Consider the following 16,277-nt stretch of genomic DNA (forward strand, 5'->3'; position numbering starts at 1 on the left):
GCGTGGGTAGAATCCGGATAGAAGAAAGGCGCATCCGAGGATGCGCCTTCTCGTAACTGGCGGAGCGGACCAAGGGTTCGAACTTGCGACCCTCGGTGTCTCGGACCGGCAACTTGCCGACTGGACTACCGCTCCGCTGCCAGGTCAGGCATGACCCCGACCCGGATAGGCAAAAACCTGAAATGAACTTAGTTGACAGCTTCTTTCAGTGCTTTGCCGGCTTTAAAACCTGGTTTTTTGGCTGCTGCGATTTCCAGCGTCTTACCGGTCTGTGGGTTACGACCAATGCGAGCTGGACGATCGGTAACGGAGAAGGTACCGAAACCAACCAGAACAACAGAGTCGCCAGCCTTGAGAGCGCCAGTGACGGATTCGATTACAGCGTCCAGCGCACGGCCAGCAGCAGCTTTCGGGATATCAGCGGATGCAGCGATAGCATCAATCAGTTCCGACTTGTTCACTCTAAGTCCCCTTATATCTATTTGAGTATGATTCTAAGTTTTTTGGTGAAAGCAAAAACGAGTGCTGAATGGCCTACAGACACTTAAGAGCCGCTTTATAACAAGGGCTCTAAAAAGCTGTCAACAAGCCACTCAGGTAAATGCGTACTAATGCGTGCTAATTCTTTCCTTAGAGTCAGACTCGCGTTTTTCATCCTTTGCAACTATCTCTGGAACCACATCAGGCAGCGGCTCCGGCGCGTATTGCAGCGCAATTTGCAGGACCTCGTCAATCCATTTAACCGGTTTAATCTGCAGATCTTGCTTGATATTGTCAGGAATTTCCTTCAGATCGCGCACGTTCTCTTCAGGAATGATCACGGTCTTGATCCCGCCACGGTGAGCAGCCAGCAGTTTTTCCTTCAAACCACCAATCGCCAACACCTGGCCACGCAGGGTGATTTCGCCTGTCATGGCGACGTCCGCACGCACTGGAATCCCGGTCAATGCCGACACCAGGGCCGTGCACATGCCTACGCCGGCGCTAGGGCCGTCTTTCGGGGTCGCCCCTTCCGGCATGTGGATGTGCGTGTCGCGCTTCTCGTGGAAGTCCAGGGGAATCCCCAGGCTCTTCGCACGGCTGCGCACTACGGTCAGCGCGGCAGTGATCGATTCGACCATCACATCCCCCAGCGAACCGGTCTTGATCAATTGGCCTTTACCCGGCACGACAGCGGCTTCGATGGTCAGCAATTCGCCACCCACCTGAGTCCAGGCCAACCCGGTGACCTGACCGATCTGATCCTGCGATTCGGCCAGACCGTAGCGGAATTTGCGCACACCCAGGAAGTGTTCCAGCATCTCGGCAGTAACCTTCACCGAGAAACGTTTTTCCATCGCGTGCTCTTTGACCGCCTTGCGGCAAACCTTGGCAATCTGGCGTTCCAGCCCACGCACACCGGCTTCGCGGGTGTAGTAGCGGATGATGTCGCGGATCGCTTCGGCGTCGAATTCCAGCTCGCCTTTCTTCAAGCCGTTGGCTGTAATCTGCTTTGGCGAGAGGTATTTGACGGCGATGTTGATCTTTTCGTCTTCGGTGTAGCCCGGCAGACGAATCACTTCCATCCGGTCGAGCAGCGCCGGCGGAATGTTCATGGAGTTCGAGGTGCAAAGGAACATCACATCGGACAAGTCGTAGTCGACTTCCAGATAGTGATCGTTGAAGTTGTGGTTCTGCTCGGGATCGAGCACTTCCAGCAACGCCGACGCCGGATCGCCACGCATGTCGCTGCCCATTTTGTCGATTTCATCGAGCAGGAACAGCGGGTTGCGGACGCCCACCTTTGTCATCTTTTGAATCAATCTTCCTGGCATCGAACCGATGTAAGTCCGGCGATGACCACGGATTTCCGCTTCGTCACGCACGCCACCGAGGGCCATACGGACGAATTTGCGGTTGGTGGCGTGAGCGATCGACTCTGCCAGAGAGGTTTTACCCACCCCTGGAGGACCGACCAGGCACAACACCGGACCGCGAATTTTCTTCACGCGCTTTTGTACGGCGAGGTATTCGAGGATCCGCTCTTTGACTTCTTCCAGACCGTAGTGGTCTGCATCGAGAATGTCTTCTGCGCGCGCAAGGTCCAGGCGCACTTTGCTCTGGGCCTTCCACGGCACCTGAACCAGCCAGTCGATGTACGAACGCACCACGGTTGCTTCCGCAGACATTGGCGACATTTGTTTCAGCTTGTTCAGTTCACCCTGGGCCTTGGCCAACGCATCTTTCGGCAGGCCGGCGGCATCGATGCGCTTTTTCAGCTCTTCGATTTCGTTGTGGCCTTCGTCGCTGTCGCCGAGCTCTTTCTGAATGGCCTTCATCTGCTCATTCAGGTAGTACTCGCGCTGGCTGCGCTCCATTTGTTTCTTGACGCGACCGCGAATGCGTTTTTCGACTTGCAGCAGGTCGATCTCGGCATCCAGCAACGCCAGAACGTGCTCGACCCGGGCCGACAAATCAATGATTTCGAGGATTTCCTGCTTCTGCTCGATCTTCAGGGCCATGTGGGCGGCCATGGTGTCGACCAGGCGACCTGGCTCGTCGATGCTGTTGAGCGACGAGAGGACTTCCGCCGGGACTTTCTTGCCCAGCTGCACATATTGCTCGAACTGAGCCAGCAGGCTGCGGACGAACACTTCCGACTCGCGCTCAGGCGCGTCGACTTCGTCGATCAGCGAGACTTCGGCACGGCAGTGGCCGTCCACTTCGCTGAAGCGCTCTACGGCGCCCCGCTGCTCGCCTTCGACCAAAACCTTGACCGTGCCATCAGGCAGCTTGAGCAGCTGCAGAACGGTCGCAATTGTACCTACGCGATAAAGTGCATCTTCACCGGGATCGTCATCAGCAGGGTTTCTCTGAGCCAGCAGAAGGATCTGCTTGTCGCCCGTCATCGCAGCCTCGAGGGCTTCGATGGATTTCTCGCGCCCCACGAACAGCGGGATAACCATGTGCGGATAAACCACAACATCACGCAATGGCAGGAGAGGCAATTCGATGGTTGTTTTCATGATTTCGCCTCTACGGCGGCCATATGGCCGTAAACAGATGGAAGTAAGCTTGAAACCAAGATGGGGGCTGCTTTGAAAAAAAACAAGCGCAAAGAGGGTGTTAAAAACGCTTTAAAAGAAAAGGGGCCCGAAGGCCCCTTCTTTATTCCAGCTGCCTGACGCTTAAGCGTCTGGCGCAGCTTTGGCAGCCGGCTCACTGTTTTCGTAGATATACAGTGGCTTGGACTTGCCTTCTATAACGCTTTCGTCGATCACTACTTTACTCACCTCGGACTGCGAGGGGATTTCATACATCGTGTCGAGCAATACACCTTCGAGAATCGAACGCAGTCCACGGGCACCGGTCTTGCGTTCCAGGGCACGTTTGGCGACCGATTTCAGCGCGTCGGCCCGGAATTCCAGGTCCACACCTTCCATCTCGAACAGCTTGGCATACTGCTTGGTCAGCGCATTTTTCGGCTCGGTGAGAATCTGCATCAATGCAGCTTCATCAAGCTCGTCCAGCGTGGCAAGTACCGGAAGACGACCGACGAACTCCGGAATCAGACCGAACTTGACCAGATCGTCAGGCTCGACTTCACGCAGGGATTCACCGACTTTCTTGCCTTCTTCCTTGCTGCGCACTTCTGCGTTGAAGCCGATGCCGCCCTTGGTGGAACGGTTTTGAATAACCTTTTCCAGACCGGAGAACGCACCACCGCAGATGAACAGGATGTTACGGGTGTCGACCTGAAGGAATTCCTGCTGCGGATGCTTGCGGCCACCTTGCGGCGGAACGGAAGCGACCGTGCCTTCGATCAACTTGAGCAGGGCCTGCTGCACGCCTTCACCGGAAACGTCCCGGGTGATCGACGGGTTATCAGACTTGCGCGAGATCTTGTCGATCTCATCGATATAGACAATGCCCATCTGGGCTTTTTCTACATCGTAATCGCATTTCTGCAGCAGCTTCTGAATGATGTTCTCGACATCTTCACCCACGTAACCCGCCTCAGTGAGGGTGGTTGCGTCGGCGATGGTGAACGGAACGTTCAGCAAGCGGGCCAGTGTTTCGGCAAGCAGGGTTTTACCCGAGCCTGTCGGGCCGATCAGCAAGATGTTGCTCTTGCCGAGTTCGACGTCGTCATTCTTTTTGTCACGCTGGTTCAGACGCTTGTAGTGGTTGTACACCGCTACGGCCAGAACCTTTTTCGCACGCTCCTGACCAATCACGTACTGATCAAGGATGCCGCTGATTTCTTTAGGCGAAGGCAATTTATGCGCGCTGCTTTCGGCCTGGGCTTCCTGCACCTCCTCTCGGATGATGTCATTGCACAGGTCGACGCACTCGTCGCAGATAAAGACCGAGGGGCCGGCAATCAATTTGCGCACTTCATGCTGGCTTTTGCCACAGAAGGAGCAATAGAGCAGCTTGCCGTTGTCCTCGCCGTTGCGGGTGTCAGTCATTCGTTCGATCCAAATCCGATAGGCTTGCAACACAAGATGAAGGCTATTGCGGGCTTTTTCAAGCCCGCTAGTGATCAGACCAGCCGACCAAGCCTATTTTGAGCTGCTTATTTTAAGCTGGGCGCTGGGCGATCACTTCATCGATCAACCCGTACTCACGCGCGGCTTCTGCACTCATGAAGTTATCGCGGTTGGTGTCGCGCTCGATTTCTTCAAGAGTGTGGCCGCTGTGCTTGGCCATCAGCGTGTTGAGACGCTCACGAATGAAGAGAATTTCCTTGGCATGGATTTCGATATCCGACGCCTGCCCCTGGAAACCGCCCAGTGGCTGGTGAATCATCACGCGCGAATTCGGCAGGCAATAACGCTTGCCGGCAGCACCGGCGGTTAGAAGAAACGCGCCCATGCTGCACGCCTGACCGATGCAGGTGGTCGATACGTTGGGTTTGATGAACTGCATGGTGTCGTAGATCGACATGCCCGCTGTCACCGAACCGCCCGGGGAGTTGATATAGAGATGGATGTCCTTGTCCGGGTTTTCCGCTTCAAGGAACAGCAGTTGCGCACAAATCAGGTTGGCCATGTAGTCCTCTACCGGGCCAACCAGAAAAATCACTCGTTCCTTGAGAAGGCGCGAGTAGATGTCATAGGCGCGCTCGCCACGAGCAGACTGCTCGACAACCATCGGGACCAGGCCGCCAGCGGCCTGGATATCAGAGTTCTGCTGAATATACGAATTACGGAACATGCTCTGCAGTCACTCCCAAATAGTTATGTCTTGAATACGCATAAGCCAGCACGAAGGCTGGCTTATGGTGTGTGCTTCTTACCGCAAAAACGATCAGTCGGCTTGTGGAGCTTCTACCGGCTTGACTGCTTCTTCGTAAGAGACCGATTTGTCGGTCACGCTAGCTTTCTGCAGAACAGTATCCACAACTTGTTCTTCCAGCACAACCGAACGAACTTCGTTCAGTTGCTGGTCGTTCTTGTAGTACCAGGACACAACCTGCTCAGGCTCTTGGTAGGCCGAAGCCATTTCCTGAATCATTTCACGAACACGGGCTTCGTCAGGCTTGAGGTCGAATTGCTTGACCACTTCAGCCACGATCAGACCCAGTACAACGCGGCGCTTGGCTTGTTCTTCGAACAGCTCGGCCGGCAGTTGGTCAGGCTTGATGTTGCCGCCGAACTGCTGAACAGCCTGCACGCGCAGACGGTCAACTTCGTTGGACAGCAGCGCCTTAGGCACTTCGATCGGGTTGGTGGCCAGCAGACCGTCCATTACCTGATTCTTGACCTTGGATTTGATCGCCTGACGCAGTTCGCGCTCCATGTTCTTGCGAACTTCGGTGCGGAAGCCTTCCAGGCCCGATTCCTTGATGCCGAATTGAGCGAAGAATTCTTCGTTCAGCTCTGGCAGTTTTGGCTCGGAAACAGTGTTCACGGTCACGGTGAACTCAGCGGTTTTGCCAGCCAGGTCGAGGTTCTGATAGTCCTCTGGGAAGGTCAGGTTCAGAACGCGTTCTTCGCCGGCTTTAGCGCCAACCAGACCGTCTTCGAAACCAGGGATCATGCGGCCGGAACCCAGCACCAGCTGAGTACCTTTGGCAGAACCGCCAGCGAACACTTCACCGTCAACCTTGCCAACAAAATCGATGTTCAGCTGGTCGTCGTTCTGAGCAGCGCGATCGGCCACTTCGAAACGGGTGTTCTGCTTGCGCAGCACGTCCAGCATCTTGTCCAGATCGGCGTCAGCCACGTCAGCGCTCAGGCGCTCTACGGTGATGCCGTCGAAGCCAGCAACGGTGAACTCAGGGAACACTTCGAAAACTGCAACGTATTCCAGATCTTTGCCAGCTTCCATCGATTTAGGCTCGATCGAAGGAGCGCCAGCCGGGTTCAGCTTCTGCTCGACAACAGCTTCGTAGAACGAAGACTGGATCACATCACCTACAGCTTCCTGACGCGCATCAGCACCGAAACGGCGCTTGATTTCGCTCATTGGCACTTTGCCTGGACGGAAGCCAGCAATCTTGGCCTTTTGGGCAGTCTGCTGCAGACGCTTGTTGACCTGAGTCTCGATGCGCTCAGCCGGCACGGTGATGCTCATGCGGCGCTCAAGAGCAGAAGTATTTTCAACAGAAACTTGCATGGATATTCCTCGTTGCACAGACGTTAGCCGGCCGTTTCCGACCCCAGAATCAAGGGCATGCATTCTAGTGGGTCAAACTCAAGAAGTCACCCTACTGAAAACGGGTAAAAAAGCAGCAGGCAATTTATAGGCGGGGACAAACGGTTGTGCCTCGCCCTGTTAGCAAATACAGCCAGTCACGCCAAGGCTCTGCACCAATCCTTCTATATAGAAGAAGTGGCCAATCATCTCCCTGACAGCCGGTCTTGCGAGCAAGGCCGGCGGGCGGCGCGGCATCATCGAGAAACATAAATACGACGAAACACCCCACCCCTGCGACCCAGGACATGCAGCCGCTTAACACTCGAACCGCTAAAACAAAAAAGGCGCCAGACTGTTAAATCTGGCGCCTCTCGAAATATGGGGTGGACGAAGGGGATCGAACCCTCGACAACGGGAGTCACAATCCCGTGCTCTACCAACTGAGCTACGCCCACCATATTGCTTTGCAAAGAAGCCAATCAACTCCCCTGCTGTGCCCCAACCAGGCCAACCGGCTTGAGTGAAGCTTTATTTGGTGCGGATGAAGAGACTCGAACTCTTACACCTTGCGGCGCTGGAACCTAAATCCAGTGTGTCTACCAATTCCACCACATCCGCGTTTGAAGCTGTTAAAGCAAAGGCGCCAGACTGTTAATCTGGCGCCTTTCGAAATATGGGGTGGACGAAGGGGATCGAACCCTCGACAACGGGAGTCACAATCCCGTGCTCTACCAACTGAGCTACGCCCACCATATTGCGCTACTTGTGCCAAAGCTGCCTAATGGCGCACCCGGCAGGACTCGAACCTGCGACCATCCGCTTAGAAGGCGGATGCTCTATCCAGCTGAGCTACGGGCGCCTTATTAATCTGTACTCTTGGAGGACTACAAACTAAGAGCTTTCCAGTCTCACAGAACCGTAATTCCGCTTGACCTTCTCATCCAGTGCTAGGCTGTGCCCGACAAGTGCGACGAATAGTATAGAGCGCCCCTAAGGCCGTCAAATGCTTTTTATAAAAAATTCATTTAATTAAAGGGCTTAGAGGAATTTGCAGACCAAGCGCCTTTGCCCTCACCTCATGACATGCGAGAATGCGTTCTCTTTTTTCCCCCTCTCGATGGTTAATCACGCGCAATGACTGCACAACTAATCGACGGCAAATCGATCGCCGCCAGCCTGCGCCAGCAGATCGCCAAACGAGTCACCGAGCGTCGCGAGCAAGGCCTGCGCACACCGGGCCTCGCGGTGATCCTGGTCGGCAGCGATCCCGCCTCTCAGGTTTATGTCTCGCACAAGCGTAAAGACTGTGAAGAGGTCGGCTTCATTTCCCAAGCCTACGACCTGCCTTCCGAAACCACTCAAGAAGCACTGACCGACCTGATCGATCGCCTGAACGACGACCCGGCGATTGACGGCGTTCTGCTTCAGCTTCCTTTACCTGAACACCTGGATGCCTCCAAGTTGCTGGAGCGCATTCGTCCAGATAAAGACGTCGACGGTTTTCACCCTTATAACGTCGGCCGCCTGGCCCAGCGCATCCCGTTGCTGCGTCCGTGCACCCCGAAAGGCATCATGACCCTGCTGGAAAGCACCGGTGCCGACCTTTACGGGATGGACGCCGTGGTCGTCGGAGCCTCCAACATTGTTGGCCGTCCGATGGCGATGGAATTGCTGCTCGCCGGCTGCACCGTGACCGTCACCCACCGCTTCACCAAGGATCTGGCCGGCCACGTCGGCCGCGCCGACCTGGTCGTCGTCGCCGCCGGCAAGCCGGGCCTGGTCAAAGGTGAGTGGATCAAGGAAGGCGCGATCGTGATCGACGTCGGCATCAATCGCCAGGAAGACGGCAAACTGGTCGGTGACGTGATCTACGAAACCGCCCTGCCCCGCGCTGGCTGGATCACACCGGTACCGGGTGGTGTCGGCCCGATGACGCGTGCCTGCCTGCTGGAAAACACGCTGTACGCGGCAGAAACACTGCACAGCTGAGTGCCTGCTTCGACATAAGCGATGAACAAAAAAACCCCGCCAATGGCGGGGTTCTTTTTGCCTGAAGTGAAAGATCGACCATCCGCCGGAAAATGACTTTTTTTTCACGTTCCCACGGACTTTTACCTCCTCCCTGAACAACCATCGACAGTTATTCAGCCATACTCCAGAATGTCGCGCTTTTACGAAATAACCCGTTACATAACGGCTTATCAACACCATATGAGTCTGCCAGCGTGAAAATCCGTCTTTCCATCCTGAGCCTATTTTTTGCATTTACAGGGACGTTCCTCACGCCAACGGTCAATGCCGCTGAAACCACCGCGGCACCCCGAGACACGAAACAACTCAAGCTCGCTTCCGGCAGTTCTTTGCTGCTGGATATGCAGACCAACAAAGTCATTTATGCCAGCAACCCCGATGTGGTTGTCCCCATCGCGTCGGTCAGCAAATTGATGACCGGTCTGATTGTGGTCGAAGCCAGGCAGAACATGGACGAGTACATCAATATCAACATCAGCGACACGCCAGAAATGAAAGGCGTGTTTTCCCGGGTCAAACTCAAAAGTGAATTGCCGCGCAGGGAAATGCTGCTGATCGCCCTGATGTCCTCGGAAAACCGTGCAGCCGCGAGCCTGGCCCATCATTATCCGGGTGGCTACGTCGCATTCATTGCCGCGATGAACGCCAAGGCCAAGGCATTGGGCATGACCAGCACCCACTTCGTCGAGCCGACGGGCCTGTCCCCTCGAAACGTCTCCACGGCCCGCGACCTGAGCAAATTGCTGATCGCCGCCCACAAATACCCGTTGCTGACCGAGCTGAGCACCACCAAGGAAAAAACCGTTACGTTCCGCAAACCCAACTACAGCCTGGGTTTCCGCAATACCGATCATTTGGTCGGCAAGCCGAACTGGGACATCAAGCTGACCAAGACCGGGTTCACCAACGAAGCCGGTCACTGCCTGGTATTGGTGACCAGCATGGGCAATCGCCAGGTGGCGCTGGTAATCCTCGACGCCTTCGGCAAGTACACGCATTTTGCCGATGCCACCCGCATTCGCAGCTGGGTCGAAACCGGCAAAGGCGCAGATGTACCTTCAGTAGCCTTGCAGTACAAGTCGGACAAGAACCTCAAGCACCGTCAGAGCGGTGTTGTTGAAGCTTCAAAATAAGTCAGTGGCAACAAAAACAAAGCCCCGATCATTCGGGGCTTTTTTTCGTGTGGCATTAATCGTTCGGCAAAGGCATCTGATCATCATCGGGAATGCCATCCCCAGCGCTTGGATCTCTCATGCCGTGGGGATGCTCCGTCGGCACCACCATTGGACGCGCCAATGGATCCCTTAACGGATCGTTCGGATCCATCACCGGATCAATGCCCTCTTCGGGCGTTGTGGGGACACTGTCCGGACGTTTGTCGTTGAAACTCGAATCAGTAGACATACGCACCTCACCAAGGGTTAGGGTTTCAGATCAGCGAGTGGGTCGTAGGGCTTCGCCGGAACCTTGGGATTGTCGCCCGGCTTTACATCCCTGGGCGCCTTGGCAGGTCCGATGGGATCGACCTGAGGATCGGCGAGGTCCGGCGAATCGGGGTCGAAACCCAACTCGTCGCCCGAAGAATGTTCGGTTGAATGCGGGCCGTCAGGGGTATTGGACTGTGCCATGTGGCGCCTCCTGGAATCTGGCCCGGAGAAACCAGGCCTTATCCCTTAGAGGCCAAGTGTGCCCCGCGGTGCCGGGCACATGACGAACGGAAACCTATTGCGCGGTCAGCGCTTTCTTCGCACGTGCAGCGGCCTGTTCCTGACCGGCCTGGCCAAGATCGCTCGCCGCCTTCAGCCAACGCGGCTGATCGACGTTGGCAGGTATCTGATTAGGCTTCTGAATCAATACAGCCCAGCCGCCGGCATCTTTGAAAGAGGACTCAAACGAACTGAAGCTCATCAAATTCCGGCGGTTCATGCCGGCGCGCAGCAACACCGTCTGCTTCTGACGGTTGTACCCGGCAAGAATGGCGTAACGTGGTTCAGCCCAGAGCGCCGTGCCTTCAGTGAAGCGCACCATCACCGGATAGCCGGCCGCGACCTGGGTTAACAGTGCCGGCAAATGGCTGTCGAGGGGATAAACCACCATCCCGTACTCACGAGCAAGGTTTTGCATGTTCTGCTGCAACTGAGCTTCGGCGCCCGGCAAGTGCAAGGGTTTTTCGAGCAGCCCGGGCGTAATCACGACGCCCTGCTGTGCCAGCATGCTGGCCAGTACCTGTGGTCCGCTCTGATAGTCCTGGCCACGGTAGAACGTGCCGCTGAGTTCGACACGTTCCGGCAGCCGCTTGATCTCCGGTGCCACACTCCCCGCGCATCCTGCCAAAACTGCGACGCAACCCACCATCAGCGCCGCCGCTCGAATCCGAGAAAATACCCGCACGATCATCACTCTCTTGTTAAGACGCCAGGCAATACGCTCCCGGCTTGGCCGTCGATCATAGGACGCCACGCTACGTCGGTATAGCCTTAACCCGCAGTTGAGTGCATTCAATAGAGCGAACTGGTTGATGACAGCCGACCTTTGGTCAATAGCCTGAAACACAGCAACGACTAGACTGTCATTTGCAAAGAGTGTGCGCCCGATGCAGGGCAAAGAGGAGGCACTGATGAGCCTGACAATGACAATCGTGATGCTGATTTCCGGCTGGCTGGCCGTGGCCGCCGCCATGTTGTGGGGCGTTTTGCGGATAACCCGTCGGCACCATCACCACCCCGCTCAATCGTCGCCTGTGGCCAAGACCGATAAACCACCGGTACGTCACGCGACCGCGCACTGATCTTTTCGGATTCGCAAACAAAAACGGCCGCCTGGGCTCTTTTGAGCGCAGGCGGCCGTTTCGTTTTTGCGGGTTAAGCTTCAGCCGCTATTTTCTTCTGCTTGGCCCGACGCGACATCATGTTCAAGCCCTCGATGGTCGCCGAGAAGGCCATAGCCGCATAGACGTAGCCTTTAGGCACGTGAGCACCGAAACCTTCAGCGATCAGCGTCATGCCGATCATGATCAGGAAGCCCAGCGCCAGCATCACCACCGTCGGGTTGTCGTTGATGAACTTGGCCAGAGGATCAGCCGCCAGCAACATCACCAGCACCGACACCACCACGGCGATGATCATGATCGGCAAATGCTCGGTCATGCCCACAGCGGTAATGATGCTGTCGATGGAAAACACCATGTCCAGCATCAGGATCTGACCGATCGCAGCGGCGAAGCCCAGGGTCACGGTCGAGGTGGCCGACATCGGATCATTCGGTGCCGGGTCCATGCTGTGATGGATCTCGGTGGTCGCCTTCCACAACAGGAACAGGCCACCGGCGATCAGGATCATGTCCTTCCAGGAGAACGCGTGGCCGAGAATATCAATCACCGGCTCCGTCAACTGGACGATGAACGCGATGGTGCTCAGCAGGCCCAGTCGCAGAATCAGCGCCATGCCGATACCGATGCGGCGTGCTTTCTGCCGATGCTGCTCGGGCAGCTTGTTGGTCAAGATCGAAATGAAGATCAGGTTATCGATGCCGAGCACGATTTCCATGACGATCAACGTGGCCAGGGCGACCCAGGCGGTGGGGCTTGCAGCGAGTTCTAAAAGGTATTCCATGGGTCAGTCCTGACTCGTTTGAACGGTTTAGATGTCCTGGGACGAAGATTCGGTTTTCTTCTTATCTTCGGCCGATGGTTCTTTTTTGCTGATCAGGCCGCCGGTGGCATCGCTGATCGCCGCTTCGGCGGCTTTGTGGGTGTCGTCGATCGCCTGTTTGGCGGTTTCGGCAGCCTTGCCCATCAATTGCTGAGCGCTTTTCTCGGCCTGGTCGCAACCGGCCAGTACCAGTAAAGACGCAATCAGCAGTGCCGTGGTTTTAAGCTTCATGATGCTTTCCTCGATAGAACAAAACGGGTCGAAACGGTGGCCCGTTGATAGCGAGGCATTCTAGGGAGGCAAACACTTCAGGAAAATTCGTATTTTTAGCGGTTATACTTCGGTTTTTACGAACTGTAGGCCGTCATGCTTAATTATCGGCAATTGCATTACTTCTGGGTGGTGGCCAAGACAGGCAGCATCGTGCGCGCCTGCGAGCAGCTGAACCTGACACCCCAAACCATCAGCGGGCAGATTTCCCTACTCGAACACACCTATGGCATCGAGCTGTTCCGGCGGGTCGGTCGGCAGCTTGAGCTGACGGAGGCCGGGCGTCAGACCCTGCCCTACGCCGAGCAGATGTTTCAACTGGGCGGCGAACTGGAATTGATGCTGCGGGCGCAACCCAACGAACAGCAGATCCTGTTCCGGGTGGGCGTCGCCGATGTGGTGCCCAAATCCATCGTCTATCGCCTGATCGCGCCGACCATGGAATTGAGCGAGCCGCTGCGCATCACCTGCCGCGAAGACAAACTCGAACGGCTTCTCGCCGATCTGGCGATCCAGCGTCTAGACCTGGTGATCTCCGACAGCCCGATGCCTTCGCACCTGGACATAAAGGGTTACAGCCAGAAACTCGGAGAATGCGGGATCAGCTTCTTCGCCACCGCCGAACTGGCAGCGCAGTACGGCCAGGATTTCCCACGCAGCCTGCACGGCGCACCGCTATTGATTCCCGGGCCGGAGACCGTGGTGCGCAGCCGCTTGCAGCGCTGGTTTGCCGAGCAGCAGATCCAGCCGCGCATTGTCGGTGAGTTCGACGACAGCGCGCTGATGCAGGCTTTCGGTCAATCGGGCAGCGGGATTTTCATCGGCCCGAGCGTGATTGCCGACGAGGTGAAACGCCAATACGGCGTGGAGTTGATTGGCCAGACCGACGCCGTGACGGAGTCGTTCTACGCCATTTCAGTGGAACGCAAGGTCAAGCACCCCGGCATTGTGGCGATTACCGAAGGTGCCCGACGCGAGCTGTTCACCGAGGTGTGAAGGGTCAGGCGCAGATTTCGCGCGGCTTCATGGTCATCAGCGCCATGGCCAGGAGAATCGAAACCAGGATAAACGCGGCTGCGGCAAAACCCAGCCCGCCCAGGCCAACGCTGTCGATCACGCGTCCGCCGACCATCGCACCCAGGCCGATGCCGAGGTTGGCGCCGGCGATGTTCAGCGACGCGGCAAAGGCCGGTGCCTCGGGCGCAGCCTTCATCAATCGCACATGGCTGACCAGGAACAACGCCGCCTGAGTCACGCCCCAGATCCCCATCGCCGCCGCCAGACCGAGTGGCGAATGAATGTTCGGCACCAACGCCACCATGCCGGCGATCATGAACGTGCAGAACATCATCGAAGCCATCAGCGGATGACGATCCACCGCGCGGCCGCCCAACGAGTTGCCGATCAGACCGACCGCGCCGAAGCCCATCAGGCACCAGCCGACCACCGTGCCGTTGAAACCGGCGAGACGCTCAAGGATGTCCGCCAGGTAGGTGTAAGCGGTGAACATGCCGCTGAACACCAGGATCGACAGCAGCACATGGCCCAGCATCAACGGGCTGCGCAGGATCTTGAACTGCGAACGGAAGCTCACCTGATGCTGATGCAGATTGGTTTTCGGCAGGTAGATAAACAGCAGCAACGCCTTCGCAAACGCGATCACCGCCAGAATGCCAAAGGCACTGCGCCAGCCGAACGCATCAGAGATCAGCGTGCCGACCGGAATGCCGAACACCGTGGCGCAGACAATACCGAAACCGATCTTGGCGATCGCCCGCCCCGCGTAATCCGGCCCGACGATGTCCACGGCGGTTTCACTGGCCAGCGCCCAGAACACCGGCAGCCCCAACGCGGGGATCAGCCGGGCAATGGCCATCACCCAGATGTTCGGCGCAAACGCCGCGAGGGTGTTGGCCAGGCCGAACATGATCAGCACCGAGATGAACAGCTTGCGCCGCTCGAACCTTGCGAAGTACGCGGTCAGAAACGGCCCGAACGCGGCGACGGTGAAGGCGAACAGGGTCACCAGCAAACCCGCTTGGGGGATGCTGACTTCAAGGTCTCGGGCAATCGCCGGCAACAGGCCGACGATGATGAACTCCGTGGTCAGCACGGTAAATCCGGCGGCCGACAACAGAAGGATGGGCAACAGCATGCAGAACTCCAGAAAACGACGACACCAGCGATAGCCCGAAGGCCCACTGGCATGACTTGAAAATGAGGATGCGCAATCTTAACAGAGTGTTTCCGATGAGGGTTGCACGAACCTGCCGATCTCGTTGATCACGCGGGCGGCAGATCGTCACAGGTCTGAAGGATGAAGACCACGCTGTGATAAAGTCCGCGCCCTGCGATACGTACACCCTGTTCATCGGCCATTCGCTGGCATTGATGTCGCGACACCCCGCACCTAATAATCAGAGATGCCGTTTTATGACTGCTCCATCCCCCTCGCTATTGCAACGCTTGAAAAGCCTGAGCCTGGTCTCGCAAATCATCATCGGCCTGATCGCCGGGATTGCCCTGGCGCTGATCGCGCCGGACGTGGCGAAGTCCACAGCATTTATCGGCAAGGTCTTCGTCTCGGCACTCAAAGCCGTCGCGCCGATTCTGGTGTTCGTGCTGGTCATGGCCTCGATCGCCAACCACAAGCACGGCCAGGAAACCCACATCCGGCCGATTCTGTTTTTGTACCTGCTGGGCACGTTTGCCGCTGCGGTGGTCGCGGTCGTTGCCAGCATGATGTTTCCGTCCAGTCTGGTGCTGTCCACCCATGACGTCGCTGTCACCGCACCGGGCGGCATCAGCGAAGTGTTGCAAAGTCTGCTGCTCAGCGTGGTCGACAACCCGGTCAGCGCGCTGATGAACGCCAACTTCATCGGCATTCTGGCCTGGGCGATTGGCATGGGCGTTGCGATTCGCCATGCCGGTGATACCACTCGCGAGGTACTCGGCGACCTGTCCAATGGCGTGACCCTGATCGTGCGCCTGGTGATTCGTTTCGCGCCGCTGGGGATCTTCGGCCTCGTCGCGTCGACCCTGGCCACGTCCGGCTTCGGTGCATTGATCGGCTACGTGCATCTGCTGGCCGTGCTGCTGGGCTGCATGCTGTTTGTGGCGCTGGTGATGAACCCGGTGATTGTGTTCTGGAAACTGCGACGCAACCCGTATCCGCTGGTGCTGACCTGCCTGCGGGAAAGCGGCATCACGGCGTTTTTCACCCGCAGTTCGGCGGCGAATATTCCGGTGAATCTGGAATTGAGCAAGCGCCTGGGCCTGCATGAGGACACTTACTCGGTATCGATTCCGCTCGGCGCCACCATCAACATGGCCGGCGCGGCGATCACCATCACCGTGCTGACCCTGGCGGCCGTGCATACCTTGGGCATCGCCGTGGACATCCCGACGGCCATTCTGCTCAGTGTGGTGGCGGCAATTTGTGCGTGTGGCGCTTCGGGCGTGGCCGGCGGTTCGTTGTTGCTGATTCCGCTGGCGTGCAGCCTGTTCGGCATTCCAAGTGAAATCGCCATGCAGGTGGTGGCGGTGGGCTTCATTATTGGGGTGTTGCAGGATTCTGCGGAGACTGCGCTGAACTCGTCTACGGACGTGCTGTTCACCGCCGCGGCTTGCCTGGGTGAAGAAGAGAAAGCCCAACGTCTGGCATAACACTTCACCCTGTGGGAGCGAGCCTGCTCGCGATGA

At 57.0% G+C, this 16,277-nt stretch carries 16 protein-coding genes and 5 tRNA genes; 5 read left to right on the forward strand and 16 right to left on the reverse strand.

Annotated features, from left to right (window positions below):
- Window positions 1-57: 57 nt before the first annotated feature.
- From ACA075_RS19995 to ACA075_RS20040, 10 genes are all read right to left on the reverse strand, one after another.
- A tRNA-Leu gene (locus ACA075_RS19995) sits at window positions 58-135 on the reverse strand.
- 53 nt (window positions 136-188) lie between these two features.
- Window positions 189-461, reverse strand: coding sequence for an HU family DNA-binding protein (locus ACA075_RS20000; RefSeq protein WP_002552737.1), 273 nt, complete (start codon window positions 459-461; stop codon window positions 189-191).
- Window positions 462-608: 147 nt separating this feature from the next.
- Window positions 609-3,005: an endopeptidase La gene (gene lon / locus ACA075_RS20005; RefSeq protein ID WP_007946894.1), complete on the reverse strand. Its 2,397-nt coding sequence runs from the start codon at window positions 3,003-3,005 to the stop codon at window positions 609-611.
- A 162-nt stretch (window positions 3,006-3,167) separates the two neighbouring features.
- Complete coding sequence (gene clpX, locus ACA075_RS20010) at window positions 3,168-4,451, reverse strand: ATP-dependent Clp protease ATP-binding subunit ClpX (protein WP_007946893.1); 1,284 nt, start codon at window positions 4,449-4,451, stop codon at window positions 3,168-3,170.
- Window positions 4,452-4,563: 112 nt separating this feature from the next.
- Window positions 4,564-5,199 (reverse strand): ATP-dependent Clp endopeptidase proteolytic subunit ClpP, encoded by a 636-nt coding sequence (clpP, locus tag ACA075_RS20015; protein WP_095167796.1) that lies wholly within the window; start codon window positions 5,197-5,199, stop codon window positions 4,564-4,566.
- A gap of 93 nt (window positions 5,200-5,292) precedes the next feature.
- Window positions 5,293-6,603 carry a trigger factor gene (gene tig, locus ACA075_RS20020; RefSeq protein WP_497294841.1) on the reverse strand — a complete coding sequence of 437 codons (1,311 nt, stop codon included), beginning with the start codon at window positions 6,601-6,603 and terminating at the stop codon, window positions 5,293-5,295.
- A gap of 400 nt (window positions 6,604-7,003) precedes the next feature.
- A tRNA-His gene (locus tag ACA075_RS20025) sits at window positions 7,004-7,079 on the reverse strand.
- Between the two features lie 78 nt (window positions 7,080-7,157).
- Window positions 7,158-7,242 (reverse strand) — tRNA-Leu (locus ACA075_RS20030).
- Between the two features lie 56 nt (window positions 7,243-7,298).
- Window positions 7,299-7,374, reverse strand: a tRNA-His gene (locus ACA075_RS20035).
- 32 nt (window positions 7,375-7,406) lie between these two features.
- A tRNA-Arg gene (locus ACA075_RS20040) sits at window positions 7,407-7,483 on the reverse strand.
- 275 nt (window positions 7,484-7,758) lie between these two features.
- On the opposite strand from ACA075_RS20040, the gene folD reads away from it, so the two are divergent.
- Window positions 7,759-8,613, forward strand: coding sequence for a bifunctional methylenetetrahydrofolate dehydrogenase/methenyltetrahydrofolate cyclohydrolase FolD (gene folD, locus ACA075_RS20045; RefSeq protein WP_403104728.1), 855 nt, complete (start codon window positions 7,759-7,761; stop codon window positions 8,611-8,613).
- Window positions 8,614-8,849: 236 nt separating this feature from the next.
- Window positions 8,850-9,788, forward strand: a complete 939-nt coding sequence (pbpG, locus tag ACA075_RS20050) for a D-alanyl-D-alanine endopeptidase (RefSeq protein ID WP_497294843.1) — start codon at window positions 8,850-8,852, stop codon at window positions 9,786-9,788.
- 55 nt (window positions 9,789-9,843) lie between these two features.
- Here the strand turns inward: pbpG and ACA075_RS20055 are convergent, their stop codons facing one another.
- The 3 genes from ACA075_RS20055 to ACA075_RS20065 all read right to left on the reverse strand — a co-directional run bounded on the left by ACA075_RS20055 (window position 9,844) and on the right by ACA075_RS20065 (window position 11,049).
- Entirely contained in the window at window positions 9,844-10,059 is a 216-nt protein-coding gene (locus ACA075_RS20055) for a hypothetical protein (RefSeq protein WP_094468139.1), read from the reverse strand.
- Between the two features lie 17 nt (window positions 10,060-10,076).
- Window positions 10,077-10,283 (reverse strand): DUF6021 family protein, encoded by a 207-nt coding sequence (locus tag ACA075_RS20060; protein WP_497294845.1) that lies wholly within the window; start codon window positions 10,281-10,283, stop codon window positions 10,077-10,079.
- Between the two features lie 94 nt (window positions 10,284-10,377).
- Entirely contained in the window at window positions 10,378-11,049 is a 672-nt protein-coding gene (locus ACA075_RS20065) for a cysteine peptidase family C39 domain-containing protein (RefSeq protein ID WP_497299301.1), read from the reverse strand.
- A 223-nt stretch (window positions 11,050-11,272) separates the two neighbouring features.
- Here ACA075_RS20065 and ACA075_RS20070 point away from each other — a divergent pair, with 223 nt between their 5' ends.
- Window positions 11,273-11,443, forward strand: a complete 171-nt coding sequence (locus ACA075_RS20070; RefSeq protein ID WP_497294846.1) for a hypothetical protein — start codon at window positions 11,273-11,275, stop codon at window positions 11,441-11,443.
- Window positions 11,444-11,516: 73 nt separating this feature from the next.
- Here the strand turns inward: ACA075_RS20070 and ACA075_RS20075 are convergent, their stop codons facing one another.
- Complete coding sequence (locus ACA075_RS20075; RefSeq protein WP_219097677.1) at window positions 11,517-12,266, reverse strand: TerC family protein; 750 nt, start codon at window positions 12,264-12,266, stop codon at window positions 11,517-11,519.
- A gap of 27 nt (window positions 12,267-12,293) precedes the next feature.
- The gene (locus ACA075_RS20080) at window positions 12,294-12,536 is read right to left on the reverse strand and encodes a hypothetical protein (RefSeq protein ID WP_497294847.1); all 243 of its coding nucleotides are present in this window, start codon (window positions 12,534-12,536) and stop codon (window positions 12,294-12,296) included.
- A gap of 135 nt (window positions 12,537-12,671) precedes the next feature.
- Between ACA075_RS20080 and nhaR the strand changes: the two genes are divergently transcribed.
- The gene (gene nhaR / locus ACA075_RS20085; RefSeq protein WP_497294848.1) at window positions 12,672-13,571 is read left to right on the forward strand and encodes a transcriptional activator NhaR; all 900 of its coding nucleotides are present in this window, start codon (window positions 12,672-12,674) and stop codon (window positions 13,569-13,571) included.
- A 4-nt stretch (window positions 13,572-13,575) separates the two neighbouring features.
- Here the strand turns inward: nhaR and ACA075_RS20090 are convergent, their stop codons facing one another.
- Window positions 13,576-14,730, reverse strand: a complete 1,155-nt coding sequence (locus ACA075_RS20090; protein ID WP_497294849.1) for an MFS transporter — start codon at window positions 14,728-14,730, stop codon at window positions 13,576-13,578.
- A 278-nt stretch (window positions 14,731-15,008) separates the two neighbouring features.
- Between ACA075_RS20090 and sstT the strand changes: the two genes are divergently transcribed.
- Window positions 15,009-16,241, forward strand: coding sequence for a serine/threonine transporter SstT (gene sstT, locus ACA075_RS20095; RefSeq protein WP_497294851.1), 1,233 nt, complete (start codon window positions 15,009-15,011; stop codon window positions 16,239-16,241).
- Window positions 16,242-16,277: the final 36 nt, after the last annotated feature.

Source organism: Pseudomonas sp. LBUM1663 (assembly GCF_059695905.1).